Here is a 13,718-nt window from a genome sequence, read left to right as displayed (position 1 = left end):
TGAAGCGGAGGCGGGCTCTGCGGAGGAGCAACCCGCCAAGGAATCACCTGGTCTGCGATGCGCCGAAGGTGCTTCGTGCCCTCCGCCGGCCCCCGTGTCGGCGGAGGGTCGTTTGAACCGAGCGGTTGTCGTCCAACACCCATTCGGACATCGCAGCAATGCCTCGAAAAACCTCGGTCCTGAGCGATTAGCCACTAAAATCCACGAAGAACCCCTAGAGGGAGAGAAACGAAGTCGGTTGCCAAATCCTGCAGTAAAAGCAGCGACGTCCCCCGCCGGCGGACGTGGGAGTCAAAGCCTCTGAGCCCGTGTGCCGCAATCGTCCCGTTGCTACACCCCCGCGGAAACGACGGTGCTGCCGCGGCGGGACGTCTCGGGTTTGGCCTGCAAACGGCGACGAAATTTGACGTGCCGCCGGCGCGTCCATTCCACCAACGGTCGCCAAACCGTCGCGGTCAACCGATACTTGATCAACAGATGCCACATCCAGTTGGAGCGTTTGTACAAATACGACATCGCCAAATAAGCGGGGACCGCACGCCAGTCTTTCGGACGCCGACGCCAAATCGACGCGTGCGAAAACAGGCGGTCGTAACAGAGTTCGTAACCAGCCGCCAACTGCTCGGGCGTCAAGTGCTTGGGCCGAAACACGACGTTGGCGGTGTCGTACTTGCTCCAATCGCGATGCAATAGCCGCCCCTCGGATTCCAGCTGCCGAAACAGCGGCGTTCCCGGATAAGGCGTCATGATATGAAACGTCGCGCACTCAAGCCGATTCTCTTCGACCCAGCGGATCGTGTTTTCAAAAACGTCTTCGCGGTCGTGGTCGAACCCCAACACAAAACTCCCGTTGACCTGAATGCCGTTGTCATGCAACAAGGCGACTCGACGCGCGTAGTCTTTGGTGTTCGGGCTTTTTTTCTTTGCGTCGGTGATGTTGTCGTTTTGTAGTGATTCGAACCCGATGAACACGCCGGTGCACCCGGCCAGCGCCATCTCGCGCACCAAGCTGGGGTCGTCGGTGACGTCGATGCTGACCGCGGCGCTCCAGATTTTTTCCAGCGGTCGCAGCGCGCGACACAACTGTCTCAAGTACTCGGGCTTCGATCCCAGGTTGTTGTCGGTGAACACCGCGTACGGTTGCCCGTCACGCTGAAACTCCTCCGCGATCTGTTCAACATCCCGCATCAGGTAGGGCATGTGCAAGCCCTTGGTCGAGAGGTAGCAGAAACCGCATCGATTGTGGCAGCCGCGGGTTGCGATCAAGCTGGATGTCGTCAAGAAACCGTTGCGGGGCAACAGATCGCGTCGGGGCGGCGGATCGTCTCGATAGGGGCGGCGAAAGTCGGCTCGATAGGTGGATCGTAAGCAGCCCTGTTCAACGTCGCGCAGAATCTGGCCCCACAGGGCAACGCCGTCGCCGATGGCGAGTGCGTCGGCGTGCGGTGCGGCTTCCTCGGGGCAAGAAATCACGTGCAGGCCGCCGAGGATGACGACGGAGCCACGTTGGCGATACCATCGCGCCAGCTCGTACGCTCGCTGGGCAAAGGTCAGATGGACCGTGATCCCGACGACGGCCGGCATCGGATCGCTCGGCGGCGGCCCCTGCAACAGGTTTTCATCCCAATACCGGACGTCCCAGTCCGCCGGCGTACCCGCGGCGACGCTGGTCAGCGCCAGCGTCGGCGTCAACACGTGTTTGCCGAAACTGGCGTGTGGGTCCTTGGGATAAAATGGGTTGATCAACAATGCCTGGCGCTGGCGGACCGGAGGCGCGGGCCGGTGTGGATCAAGTTCAGGAGCGATCCGCATCGCGCGGGGGACCGAACGTTTCATTGCGTCCATCCAGTTTCTTCGTGGCAATGTCTCAGACGCAGCAATGCGCGGTGGACTTGGTCGATGGTTTCGTCCAACGTTGACGTACCGGCGGTTAACCCCACGGTTTCATCCGGGCGGAACCACTCCGGCAGAATGTCGTCGGCCGATTGGACATGAAAGGCGGGCGTATCGTGTTGCCGGCAGAGTTCGACCAGCCGCCACGTGTTGTTCGAGTTTTTTCCGCCGACGACCACCACGGCATCGACGCGTTCGAGCAAGTCCATCATGGCCGTTTGCCGACGCTTGGTCGGGTGGCAAACCGTGTCAACGAAGCGGATGTCGGCGTCGCGGTTTTGGCGGCGAATCTCCCGAGTGATCGCTTCAACGACGTCGACCGGCATCGTGGTTTGACTCAATATGCCAAGCCGATCCGCTTGGAAATCCCGTACATCCTCGACGCCGGCGACCACGTCGTATTCGTCCAGATCGTCGACGATCCCACGGACTTCGACATGCCCCTTCTTTCCGATCAAGATCACGTGCCGGCCTTCGGACTGGAGTTCGCATGCCGCGTCATGAACACGCCGAACCAGCGGACAGGTCGTGTCGATCAACTGTTTGCCCGCTGATCGCAATCGCTCGCGTTCGGCGTTGCTGACCCCGTGTGCCGTGATCAACACCAACGGGGTCTCGGCGTGACAGTCACGGCGCCGTTCATCGGATTGTCGAAACCCCGCATCGGCGAGCCGCTCGTTGACGATCCGGTTGTGCACCAATTCTCCGTGAATCGTCACCCGAGTCGGATCGTCGACTTCCGCGGCGATCTGCAACGCATCGCGTACGCCAAAACACATGCCCATCTCGTCGGCGCGAATCACGTTCATCGAAGATCCTGTCGCTTAAGCTTTGCAATACAAAGTGAAAGATTAAAAAAAGAGACGTTGTGGAGGTGACCGTTCAGGTTGCAGACCAGCCGCGTGAATCACGTTGGCGCGCCTTTGGGGCTTCGGCACGCGACGTCGCATCGAGTTGGGCGTCGGCGATCACCCGTTCCAGTTCGTTGATGTAGTCGGCAAAGCGGGAACGCCCCACGTCGGTCAGACGATACATGGTCTGGGGCCGTGTTCGGCCGGTTCCCTTCCAGATTTCAACCAGCCCCGCATCGCTCAACACGGCCAAATGGCGACTGAGGTTTCCGTCGGTGAGGGAACAGAGTTGTTTGAGATCGTTGAATAGCAATCCGCCGTCGTGCGCCGCCAGAGACGCAAGGATGCCCAGTCGCGCCTTTTCATGCATGACGCGATCGAGTCCGCCGTAGGCGAAACGTCCCGATCCGGCAGGGGCAGGTTGTGTGTTTGACGGTTTCGATTTTCGTTTAGCGGGCATCGGGTCGCTCCAGATACCAATACAGAATCACGGCGCTGAGCAACTGGCCGCCGCCGAAGGTGATGAACATCAGCCATGGAGAAAATGCGTTCTCACCCTGGCCCCACTGGAGACATCCGCAGCCGCAGGCGATGTAGTAGGCACCGACCCAAAACACCTGACGTGGCATCAGGCGATAGGAAGCAAACACGCCGAGCCCAAAGATCAACGCCCACAGCCCCGGCAACATCCAACCGACCTGGGGGGCGTAACGATAAATCGAGAGCGTCAGCAGCGCCCCGACGACGATGCACGGCGCGAACTGTTCGACCGCCAGACGCGTCATCTCGCGCGATCGGCCCGCGCCGTTGATCTCGCTGCGCCAGATGAATTCGGCGGCCACCACCATCACGCTGACCGTCGCGACACCGATCCATCCGAGCAAATAACGCCCCAAGTCCGTCGCCGGCGACGCGACCCAGTGCGGTTGCGACGCCGCGGCGATCATCCCGATCACGGCGGAAAACCCGACCGTTGCCGATCGATAGCCGCGAAACATTTCGCTCCGCGCGACGCATGCCCGAATTTCAGAGATCTGACGAAGCGCCTCGCGAAGTTCCATCACCGTGGCCCGGAGTCGAAGAGAAACAGAGTTACTTTGCATCACAAAGTACAAAGTCCGGCGTGGCCCGTCAACTGTTTTTTCGCCCCGCGTCGCGAGGATTCCGACAGCACACGCCCTCCGCGGTGACGCGATCGCGTCAAGCATCGAATTGTGGTTTCGCGATCTGCCGGGCACAGTTGATGATTGACCGGCGTGACCGGCAGGGGGAAAATCAGGAGGTCGCGAAAACGGGCACGGTGGCCAACCTGGTGGGGGACATACCATGGCTGAAAAGATTATCGGCGTCGGACAGCAATCCAATCTGGCGGTGATTGCCGAGATCATCGAAGCCGAGATTCGTCGGACCTATGGGGGAGCGAAACTAATCGTCGCGCGCGCCAGCGGGATCGAAATGCAGGCGCAGCGCAAGGGTTTTGACGGCCCCTTCGACTCCTATCAGTTTCGGATCAGTGCCGACGGGGAGACGCTGGCGGCGCTGCAGGAGTCGGCCAAGTTGTTTCCTCCCAATGCCGCGGTGACTGAAGAAGACGGTGTGTTCGGCGTCGAGTTTCTCAAGATGGCCCATCATCAGGAGGCATCGATGGCCGCGATCAAAGAGATTTCGGGATTGCTGCTGCTGCCCGACGTGTGGCGTTTTCAAGGCCAACGCTTTCGGCGTGAAGTACTCCGTCCGCACCGATTGATGGAAGCGATGGTGAAGTTTCGGGCCAGCGATCTTCATTTGTACCCCGACGCCGATCCGGTGTTTCGCGTCGATAACGCGATCCGGCGTTCTGATTTGCGGCACCCGTTGACGGCCGATCAGATCACGGCGTTCATCAAAGATGTCGCGCCCGAAAAAGACTGGAACGAGTACCTGGAACATTCGCAGTGTAGTTTTCGGTACCACCAGGTCGGTGTCGGATTTGCCCGGGTCTCGGCATTCATTCGTGGCGGCGTCCCCCACTGCACGCTGCGTTTTCTACCCGAAGCGATTCCGTCGTTTGACGAGCTTCAGATTCCCAGCGAGGTGATGAAAAAGTTGGGCGGCCTGCACTTCGGGTTGATCCTGGTCACCGGGATGACCGGCAGCGGGAAATCGACCACGGTCGCCTCACTGATCGATTGGATCAACCAGAACCAGGCTCGGCACATCTTGACGATCGAAGATCCGATCGAGTACGCCCAGGTGAACAAGAAGTCGATCATTTCCCAGCGGCAGGTGGGCGAGGATGTGGAATCGTTCAACGAAGCCGTCCGTGCGGCGCTTCGCCAGGATCCCGATGTCATCTTCGTCGGCGAGATGCGCGACAGCGATACGATTCGTTCGGCGATCAGTGCCGCCGCGACGGGGCACCTGGTCATCAGCACCCTGCACGCGAACACGGCATCGGAGGTTATCACCCGGATCGTCAGTTTCTTTGACCCGATCGAACGCGATCTGGTGCGGCTGCAACTGCGTGATTGTGTTAAGTGTATCATTTGCCAACGTCTGGTCGCCAAAGTGAAAGGCGGGCGTGTTCCGGCGCTGGAATTCTTGTTCAACGACACCAAGCAAATCGCCGACTGCATCTTGTCGGGCGATGCCCAGGGGATTCGTGCCGGCATGCAGCAAGTGATGTCGGAATCGTTTATCGTTGAGAAGTATTTGGTCGACCTAGCGAAACAGGACGTGATCTCGCATGATGAAGCGGTAGCCCATGCCGCCAATCATGACACGTTCGAACAAATGTGGCACGGCAACTACGCCCCGCCGACCATCGATTCGATCAAACAACGCTGAACGCAGTGATTCAGGAACGAGCTTTTGACAGAGAACACGAGCCATCGCAGCGAAAGTTTGCTGACCGAGCACTTTCGCGAAACGCGTCGCCAACTGCGAGGCTTGTTGCTGAAGATCTGGGGCGGCGGATTCTTGGTCGTGTTGTTCGGGTTTGCCCTGGCCTGGTTTTTCATCCAGCCGGCCCCGCCGCGCACCATCGTGATGGCGACCGGGTCCGACGATGGGGCGTATCACCGATTTGCGATGCAGTACCGAGACTTCCTGGGCCGGCAGGGTGTGACGCTTGAACTGCGTTCGACGGCCGGTTCGATCGAAAACTATCGGTTGCTGGAATCCGATCCGGACGTCAACTTGGCGATCGTCCAGGGCGGCACGGTGCCGAAATCATTCAGCGGGGCGGTGGAAATCGAATCCTTGGCCAGCCTCTATTTCGAACCCCTCTGGGTGTTTTATCGCGGCGACGAAACGATGGCCGATCTGCGAGACCTGAAAGGCAAGCGAATCGCAATCGGCCGCAGCGGCAGCGGGACCGAATCGATCGCGACGTTGTTGCTGGACGAAAACGGGATCGATGCCGACTCGGATTCGACGCGGGTGCAAGCGGGCGGCCGCGATGCCGTCGAGCGTCTGAAAAACGGCCAGGTCGATGTCGCCCTGTTTGTCCTGTCGCCCCAATCGACGTTGATCCGCGAAATGATCGCTGCGCCCGACATCCATCTGTTGAGCTTTCAACGGGACGATGCATACGTCCGGCGCCACCCGTTCCTGACCGCCGTCACACTCCAACGCGGTGTGATCGATCTGCAACACGACTACCCGCCGCGAGACGTTCAACTGATCGCCCCGGCGGCGAACCTGATCGCCACCCGATCGCTGCACGACGCGCTGATTCCGCTGCTGCTGCGGGCGGCGTCGCAAACGCATCGCGGGCGTGAAAGCCTGTTGCAACCGGGCCGCTTGCCATCGACCGAATTCATCGAGTTTCCACTGAATCAATCGGCCCGGGTGTACTTCGAAGATGGGCCTCCGTTCCTGCAAAAGTATCTGCCGTTTTGGGTCGCCTCGGCCATCAGTCGGGGAAAGATTTTGTTGTTGCCGGCGCTGACGTTGCTATTGCCGTTGTTCCGCATGGCGCCGCCGCTGTATCGCTGGCGGATCCGCTCACGAATCTATCGCTGGTACGAGATCTTGCGTGGGATCGAATCCGAATTGCGCCATGAACCGGATGTCGAACGCCTGGAGAAAAATGTGACGACGCTGGGTCAAATGCAAGGCGAGCTGGATGACCTGAAATCCGTTCCGCTGTCCTACATGGAAGAGTTCTACAATCTGCGGCTGCACGTCGAATTCGTTCAGCGACGGGTCCGCAATGCGATCGTCGAACTGGACCGCCCCAGCCCGGCCGATGACGAAGAGCCCCCCCAACCGATCGATCATGCTGCCACCGATCCGCCCCCGCACCCAACGCAGTGAAGCATTTTTAGCGGTAGGGCGTGAGCCCTCCGGTGTGTTGACAAAGATGAAGAACCGGAGGGCTCGCGCCCTGCCGCTAAAACCGCATAAAACACTTGAGAAAAATGCTTCACAGCGTAGCTCCGCAATTCTGATGGAGGAAGATTTCGTGAATTCAGTCCGATCCGGTTCGCCGCGGTTCATCATCGTCGGCGCCGGCATGAGCGGTCTTTGCATGGCGATTCGTTTGAAGCAAGCGGGCTTCGACAACGTGACCGTTCTCGAATCGTCCGATGAAGTCGGGGGCACCTGGCACAAGAACACCTATCCCAACGCGGGTTGTGACATCCCGTCCTACTTGTACTGTTATTCGTTCGCGCCGAATTACGACTGGTCGATGAAGTACGCGCGTCAGCCGGAGATTTTGGCCTACTTTCGGAATTGCGTGGAACGTTTTTCACTGCGTCCGCACTTGCGGTTTCGAACCACCGTCCGCGCAGCGACGTTTGACGAGGACACGGCAACCTGGCAGGTGACGACCGATGCCGGTGACAGGTTAACCGCTGAGTTTCTGGTCAGCGCCGTCGGCCAACTGAATCGTCCCAACATTCCCGCGATTCCCGGGATCGAGTCGTTCGCCGGCGCGTCATGGCACAGCGCCCGCTGGAATCACGAATTCGACTTGACCGACAAGACCGTGGCGGTGATCGGGAACGGTGCCAGCGCGATCCAGTTTGTTCCCGAGGTGGCTCGGCAAGCCGGGCGAACACTGGTGTTCCAACGCACGCCCAGCTGGATTCATCCGCTGCACAACTACCGTTATCCCCACTGGGCACGCTGGATGTTTCGCACCTTGCCGATCTGCGCCCGGGCCCACCGGTCGTGGATTTATCTGATGTGCGACATGCGCGTCTTTGCATTTCGCAGCGGCAGCAAGCTGAACCTCGAATATGCTCGGTGGCTGCGCAGCCGGATGCGGAAAGTCATTCCGCCCGAACAATGGTCGACGCTGATCCCGGACTACGCCCCCGGATGCAAGCGGGTGCTGTTGTCGAGCGACTATTTGCAGACGCTCCAACGCGACGATGTCGACGTGATCAGCGACCACGTGGATCGGTTTGATGCCGACGCTGTCTTGACGTCGAATCAACGCTACCCGATCGACGCGGCCATTTTTGCGACCGGTTTTCAAGCCAACGCGTTCCTGCAGCCCTTGGACATCCGCGGTCGCAACGGGCAAAGCCTTGATGATGCCTGGGCCGGTCGGCCCAAAGCCTATGGAGGGATCGCCGTTGCCGGATTCCCCAACCTGTTCCTGCTGTACGGCCCCAACACCAACTTAGGCCACAACTCCATCATCTTTATGGTCGAACGCCAAGTCGGTTACATCACCAAGTGCCTGCGGCGAATGCAAAACACCGGAGCGCGAAGGATCGAAGTCAGAAAGGACGCCATGGAATGCTACGACCGAGAAATCCAGCAGCAACTGGCGTCGTCGATTTGGGCCGGGGATTGCACCAGTTGGTACAAGACAGCCGACGGCAGCATCCCGAACAATTGGTCCGGTTCGGCGACGGCGTTCTGGCGACGGATGAAAAAAGCGAAACACACCGACTTTGAGATCTCGCGGTGAGACGGTGTCGATGGGCAAGGAGTTCGCGCAGTTTTAAAGTCGTTGATGGGAAAGGTTTTTCGTCACCCCCCCCTGGGACAGTCGAGCGCAACGAGGAGAGGGTTGCGTTGTTGCTTGCGGCGCGTCTCTCAATATTAAAAAGAACTCCGCGATTGACCGATCGACCTCCCCTCGCTTCGCTCGACCCTCCTGCCAGGAGGGTGACTTACAAAAACTGCACGGCCTCCACACCAGAGGATGATTTCGTCACTCGGTGCGTATGGGGGCGCGTGAACGGACCCCAGGATTCGGTCAGACGGCTGCCCGGGAAATCAACCGTTTAAAGAACCCGCCCAAACCCTTCGGGCGAACCGTCGCCGGGCCGGGCTCGGCAACGTCACTGGCCTGGGGACCAAAGTGTTCACGCCAATCCTGCTCGGCGTGTTCCCAACCGACGTCATAGCCGGCTTTTTCGCTCAAGAAGTACTTGTGTTGCTCAATTTGAGCGATTTCATTTTCGGACAGTGTCGACGGAGCGTGAGGCATCATTTGCTTCCTTGACTTGATCGGATTGAACTGATTCCCCGTTCAAGTGATGACAGCCAACAGCAGCGAACTGGTGAAGACCGCGACTTGACGGAAACGGAATCCCAGATTGTTCGTTTCACGATCCCACCGTCAATCTCATCTTTACAAGGATCGTCATCCACCCCGATAGCGGCATCCAATTTCACCCTAAGGGGCGTGTAGGGAACCGCTAAAACGGACGTACAGGCGTCCGCGTTTGGCATCAGCGTTTGGGTCGCCTCGATCTTCGACGATGCTCGCCGTTTCCGGTGGTGCGAAAACGCGACGGATCCTCACGATCTCGCCGATGGAGCGAGATGATCAGCGGATCGCTCATTCTGGGTCGTCGGGGCGAGCCCGACCGACGGCGGCCCGGAAGGGCCGTCGTACCTGCGAAAGCAGTCGTCTGAAGCTGGACGGTCCCTCTACTCGGCGACGTCGGGTTCCGCTTCCTCAGCCTCAGTTTCCTCAGCCTTGGTTTCCTCAGCCTTGGTTTCCTCAGCCTTGGTTTCCTCAGCCTCAGTTTCCTCAGCCTCAGTTTCCTCAGCCTCAGTTTCCTCAGCCTCAGTTTCCTCAGCCTTGGTTTCTTCAGCCTCAGTTTCTTCGGCCTTGGTTTCTTCGGCCGTCACTTCCTCGGGCTTGTCATCGGCATCGGTCGTTTCTGCGGCGGCTTTTTCGTCGAGGTATCCCTTGAGGGTCGCTTCGATTTGCCGTTGTCCGTTGGCATGTTCGACTGCCATCCGTTGGTACTTGATGGCTTCATCGAGTTGACCGAGTTCGTAGTAGCATCGCGCCAGCGTATCGAGGATCGGGCCGTCTTCGTTTTGCTGCAACTCGGACGCCCGTTTGGCGGCTTTGAGTGCGAGTTCCAGATCGGAGGGGTCGCCGTTGGTCGCGGTGGTCCAGGCGATTTGGTTCAGCAGCATCGCATCCTCCCAGGCCGATTCGACCAGGGCTTCACGGGCCGTCGCCGCTTCGTCGGTGCGCCCGGCGATTTCCAGGACCCTGACGCGATAGTTGAGCAGCGTCTTGGACGAGCCCTCTGCTTTTTCGAATTGGTTGAGCCGTTCCAATGCGCCGTCAAAGTCCTGCTCGCGGAGCAAGGCGCCCACTTCGCCGGTCAGTTGCTGCAGCTTTTCCTGCTGTTTGTATTCGGCGATCGCGGCTTCACGGTCCCATGTCCCGTCGACAATTTTCTTGAGCGGTTCATCAATGCTTCCCGGGTGGCCGATCCACTCGACGACTCCGTCACGGCCGACGACGAAGGCGCAAGGGATTCCGCCTTGCCCGGCGGCCTTCATGTACGCCATGTTGGTCCAGTCGCGATCGTCGATTGCCAGCCGATACCCGATGATGTCGTCCCAGGTTTTGTCACCCGTCGCGTTGCTGACAAGAAAATTTTCGACCGTCGCTTCGTCTTCACGTGTCACACCGATGAAGGTGACGTCTTCGGCGAGCTCGGATTGCAGCGCACTGATGTGCGGCATGCCGGCACGACAAGGGCCACACCAGGTCGCCCAGAATTCCACCACGTGGACACGATCGCGAAGTGGTTCTTCGACCGGTTCGCCGCGGACCCATTTTGCAATCGCCAGACCGGGATTTTTGTCCCCGATGGTCAGCTTTTCCGGCGGCGTTTCGAGGGCCGGCAGATCCGATTCGGAATCATCCGAGGTGCCGGAGACGGATGCCGGCGCGTCGTTGGAGTCCGCGGTCATGGAATCATACACGACCGGCGGCTCCAAACCATCGGACGCCTCCTCCCGACTCGATTCCTTGCAACCGCTGGAGACGGCAAACAGCGAGACAAACGTGAAGGCCCAGACGAATGCCTTCGGTTGCGTCAATCGTCGACAAAAAGCAAGACTGCAGGATCCCATAACACCGTGTCTCCCGTGAAGCATGTGGATCGGGAGATCGCCCCCCGGAAGAGTCGATCCTATCGCCTCGGCACCCCCATGGCAACTGTTCGCCACCGCCATGGACCAAGTTCGCCGTCCCAATTGGGGCCCAAAGGGACCGTCCAGCTTGGGAATGAGGCGGATCGCTGTACGACGTCCTTTTTAGGTCGTCGTCGGAAGCCCAGCGGACGACGGCCCGGAAGCGCCATCGTACTCGAAAAACCACTCGTCCTAACCTGGACGGGGCCTTTGGGCCCGTTCACGGCGGACCGATCGGCTGCTGAGCCGGCACGCCCCGGCTCGCGATCGCCCACCATCCGGACCGCTTACCGACCCCGCTTCTGCCTGTTCTGACTCGCGATTCTCACTATTGGAAGAATGGATTGGCCTTCGTTCCTTGAAGGTCCCGGTGCTGCGACCGGGACACCGGCGGCGGGTCCGATTGGATCGGCCGCAGTCCCACGGGATTGGCTGCGGTTGATTCGTCGAGTGGTTCGAGCGCCGCCGAGGGCGTGTCTCCCGACGGCAACGTGATTGCTTGCTGAGTCTCAACGACGATGAGTTGGAAAACGCTCGCCGCCGTAATAAACAATGCCATTCCGAGCACCGAAAGACACGAGTGGACCATCAGAATGAAGATCGACTGCGTCAGTCCACACTTGGCCGCACAGGATGTCCAATACACCGTCATAAAGAAGACGAACAGCATGATGATTTCTTTGCCGGCCTGCCCCATGAGGATTGCCGGAATGACGATCAAAAGAACGTTGGCAACGGACATGCCCAACAACCAACCGGCACACGCAAGATAACCGGGCGAGGCGTCACCGAGCCACAAGATCGATCGCCGGTACGAAGCAATCGTGATCAGCACGGCCACTACAATCGAAGTGATCTCGAACACAGAGCTGGATGAAACGAGATTGCCAAGTACGGCGAACGGTTCTGCCGAATAGTCGGTCATGGTAGTTCGATGGAGCGGAGTGCAGATGCGGGTTTTCAGACATCGCTCAATGCATAGCTTGCCATTTGCGCCCTGCGGGCTAGCGGCCTGTCGATTTAGCCCATGTTTTTGAATCAACTTGGTCCTGTTAGCCCGACGCTTTAGCGAGGGGCGCCGCGTGGCCCCTTGCTCACGCGTGCGGGCTTCAATCGACGGCCCGCTCGCATCTCGCGGCACCGGCCCAGCCCTTCTCCGCGAGACGAAGCGATCCGCAACAACGGTGTGACCGGTCCTTCCCACGATTCATTGGCACCGATCCTCGGCCGGCAAGTGGCCAAACGCTCGACACACGCTAAATCAATCCCGCGGCGATTCGCGCCGCACCGACGGCCGCATCTGACGAGTCGGCCTTCAATACGGGCACACCAAGACCGCGAGCGCGGATCTGCGTCCAAGCCTTGTTGGCGGCACCACCTCCAGCGGTATAAACCTGATGCACCGACGGGGCACCCAATTCCTGCAACGCGGCGTAGCCGACACGCTCAATCTCAGCGATGCTCTCAAGCATGCCTTGCAGAAAGACGGCGTCGTCTGGGGGACGCGGTGTCAGCCGGGGTTGGAGTTTAGGATCGGCGATGGGGAAGCGTTCGCCAGGCCTCGACAACGGATAGTAGTCCAAACCGGTTGGGGTCAACGGATCAAGGCGAGCTTCGAGATCGCCGAGTTGATCCCGCGTGAAGAAGTTCAAAAGCACACCGCCCCCGGAGCTGGAGGCGCCGCCTGGCAACCAGATGTCCTTGATGCGATGGCTGTAAATGCCGCGACTCGGATCGAAGACCGGTTGATCCGACAACAACTTGATCGCCAACGTGGTGCCGAGCGATGTGACTCCCTCACCGATCTTTGACGCACCGGATGCCAGGAACGCCGCATTGCTGTCGGTGGCGCCGGCGACAACGCGTACGTCTTGTGCAAATCCGAATTGTTGGCTCACCGCGCGGGAAACGTTTCCAAATATCGCGCCGACGGGATGGACGTCAGGGAGCGAACGGGTGGGAACACCACAATCAACGATCCAATCGGGCCAGTTGCGATGGACAACGTCGTAACCCATCTTCAACACGTTCGTTTCATCCGATAGCCCACCGCCTTGAATTTGGCTAGCGCCCAAAAAGTTCGCGGCGATCCAGTCGGCTTGGTGAAAGATGAACCGAGCGGGCTGGGCTCCGGTCTGTTTCTGCAGATACATCAGGCGTGCCAAAGCCGATCCGGACCCATTGGCGATCGAGTCGCGCGGAGCGTGTGCGGCAATGACCGCGGCTTCCCGATCGAATCCGGCGGAGTTGTAGAGATACCCGGGAGACACCGGTGTCAGGTTTTCGTCGGCAAGCAACAAGGTGCCTGAGGTCCCGTCGACGCTCAACGAGCGAACGTCTCCGATGTTTCTGTCATGCTGTTTCAATCGTTTCGCGAGATCGAACAGGCTGTCACAAGTCGCGCCCCACCAGAGTCCGGGATCCTGACAGGGACGCGAATCGATTTCGAGCGGCTTCGGCAAACGAACGCTTGCCGTCGCGATTTGCTCACCCGTCTTGGTGATGACGGTCGATCGCACACCGGACGTCCCAATGTCGATCCCGAGAAAAAGATCGTCATCGGTTGGCATCGGCTTC

Annotated in this window: 11 protein-coding genes; 3 read left to right on the top strand and 8 right to left on the bottom strand. The window is 59.5% G+C overall.

The window, feature by feature from the left end; all coding sequences use genetic code 11:
• Positions 1–330 precede the first annotated feature (330 nt).
• The 4 genes from Enr13x_RS13435 to Enr13x_RS13420 form a co-directional block, all read right to left on the bottom strand.
• On the bottom strand, positions 331–1,836 hold the full coding sequence (locus Enr13x_RS13435) for a B12-binding domain-containing radical SAM protein (protein WP_197456008.1): 1,506 nt from the start codon (positions 1,834–1,836) through the stop codon (positions 331–333).
• Complete coding sequence (gene ispH, locus Enr13x_RS13430) at positions 1,833–2,702, bottom strand: 4-hydroxy-3-methylbut-2-enyl diphosphate reductase (RefSeq protein WP_145386761.1); 870 nt, start codon at positions 2,700–2,702, stop codon at positions 1,833–1,835. The genes Enr13x_RS13435 and ispH overlap by 4 nt, the downstream gene beginning before the upstream one ends.
• Positions 2,703–2,775: 73 nt before the next feature.
• The gene (locus Enr13x_RS13425; protein ID WP_145386759.1) at positions 2,776–3,204 is read right to left on the bottom strand and encodes a transcriptional regulator; all 429 of its coding nucleotides are present in this window, start codon (positions 3,202–3,204) and stop codon (positions 2,776–2,778) included.
• Positions 3,194–3,847, bottom strand: a complete 654-nt coding sequence (locus tag Enr13x_RS13420; protein ID WP_197456007.1) for a hypothetical protein — start codon at positions 3,845–3,847, stop codon at positions 3,194–3,196. Before Enr13x_RS13420 ends, Enr13x_RS13425 begins: the two co-directional genes overlap by 11 nt.
• Before the next feature lie 223 nt (positions 3,848–4,070).
• Here Enr13x_RS13420 and Enr13x_RS13415 point away from each other — a divergent pair, with 223 nt between their 5' ends.
• From Enr13x_RS13415 to Enr13x_RS13405, 3 genes are all read left to right on the top strand, one after another.
• Entirely contained in the window at positions 4,071–5,570 is a 1,500-nt protein-coding gene (locus Enr13x_RS13415) for a type IV pilus twitching motility protein PilT (protein WP_145386757.1), read from the top strand.
• A 24-nt stretch (positions 5,571–5,594) separates the two neighbouring features.
• Complete coding sequence (locus Enr13x_RS13410) at positions 5,595–7,043, top strand: TAXI family TRAP transporter solute-binding subunit (RefSeq protein WP_145386755.1); 1,449 nt, start codon at positions 5,595–5,597, stop codon at positions 7,041–7,043.
• Positions 7,044–7,191: 148 nt separating this feature from the next.
• Positions 7,192–8,655, top strand: a complete 1,464-nt coding sequence (locus Enr13x_RS13405; protein ID WP_197456006.1) for a flavin-containing monooxygenase — start codon at positions 7,192–7,194, stop codon at positions 8,653–8,655.
• 291 nt (positions 8,656–8,946) lie between these two features.
• Here Enr13x_RS13405 and Enr13x_RS13400 read toward each other — a convergent pair whose 3' ends face one another.
• The 4 genes from Enr13x_RS13400 to Enr13x_RS13385 all read right to left on the bottom strand — a co-directional run bounded on the left by Enr13x_RS13400 (position 8,947) and on the right by Enr13x_RS13385 (position 13,711).
• Entirely contained in the window at positions 8,947–9,183 is a 237-nt protein-coding gene (locus Enr13x_RS13400; protein WP_145386751.1) for a hypothetical protein, read from the bottom strand.
• Between the two features lie 443 nt (positions 9,184–9,626).
• Entirely contained in the window at positions 9,627–11,048 is a 1,422-nt protein-coding gene (locus Enr13x_RS13395) for a TlpA family protein disulfide reductase (RefSeq protein WP_197456005.1), read from the bottom strand.
• 421 nt (positions 11,049–11,469) lie between these two features.
• The gene (locus Enr13x_RS13390) at positions 11,470–12,066 is read right to left on the bottom strand and encodes a hypothetical protein (protein WP_145386747.1); all 597 of its coding nucleotides are present in this window, start codon (positions 12,064–12,066) and stop codon (positions 11,470–11,472) included.
• Between the two features lie 331 nt (positions 12,067–12,397).
• Positions 12,398–13,711: an FGGY-family carbohydrate kinase gene (locus Enr13x_RS13385; protein ID WP_145386745.1), complete on the bottom strand. Its 1,314-nt coding sequence runs from the start codon at positions 13,709–13,711 to the stop codon at positions 12,398–12,400.
• Positions 13,712–13,718 lie beyond the last annotated feature (7 nt).

The sequence above is a fragment of the Stieleria neptunia genome (genome assembly GCF_007754155.1).
Lineage (GTDB): Bacteria > Planctomycetota > Planctomycetia > Pirellulales > Pirellulaceae > Stieleria > Stieleria neptunia.
This window is presented reverse-complemented; position numbering and strand designations above follow the sequence as displayed.

Coding starts and splice junctions, on each gene's coding strand:
- Enr13x_RS13435 (WP_197456008.1), bottom strand. CDS start 1,836: ATGAAACGTTCGGTCCCCCGCGCGATGCGGATCGCTCCTGAACTTGAT.
- ispH (WP_145386761.1), bottom strand. CDS start 2,702: ATGAACGTGATTCGCGCCGACGAGATGGGCATGTGTTTTGGCGTACGC.
- Enr13x_RS13425 (WP_145386759.1), bottom strand. CDS start 3,204: ATGCCCGCTAAACGAAAATCGAAACCGTCAAACACACAACCTGCCCCT.
- Enr13x_RS13420 (WP_197456007.1), bottom strand. CDS start 3,847: ATGCAAAGTAACTCTGTTTCTCTTCGACTCCGGGCCACGGTGATGGAA.
- Enr13x_RS13415 (WP_145386757.1), top strand. CDS start 4,071: ATGGCTGAAAAGATTATCGGCGTCGGACAGCAATCCAATCTGGCGGTG.
- Enr13x_RS13400 (WP_145386751.1), bottom strand. CDS start 9,183: ATGATGCCTCACGCTCCGTCGACACTGTCCGAAAATGAAATCGCTCAA.
- Enr13x_RS13390 (WP_145386747.1), bottom strand. CDS start 12,066: ATGACCGACTATTCGGCAGAACCGTTCGCCGTACTTGGCAATCTCGTT.
- Enr13x_RS13385 (WP_145386745.1), bottom strand. CDS start 13,711: ATGCCAACCGATGACGATCTTTTTCTCGGGATCGACATTGGGACGTCC.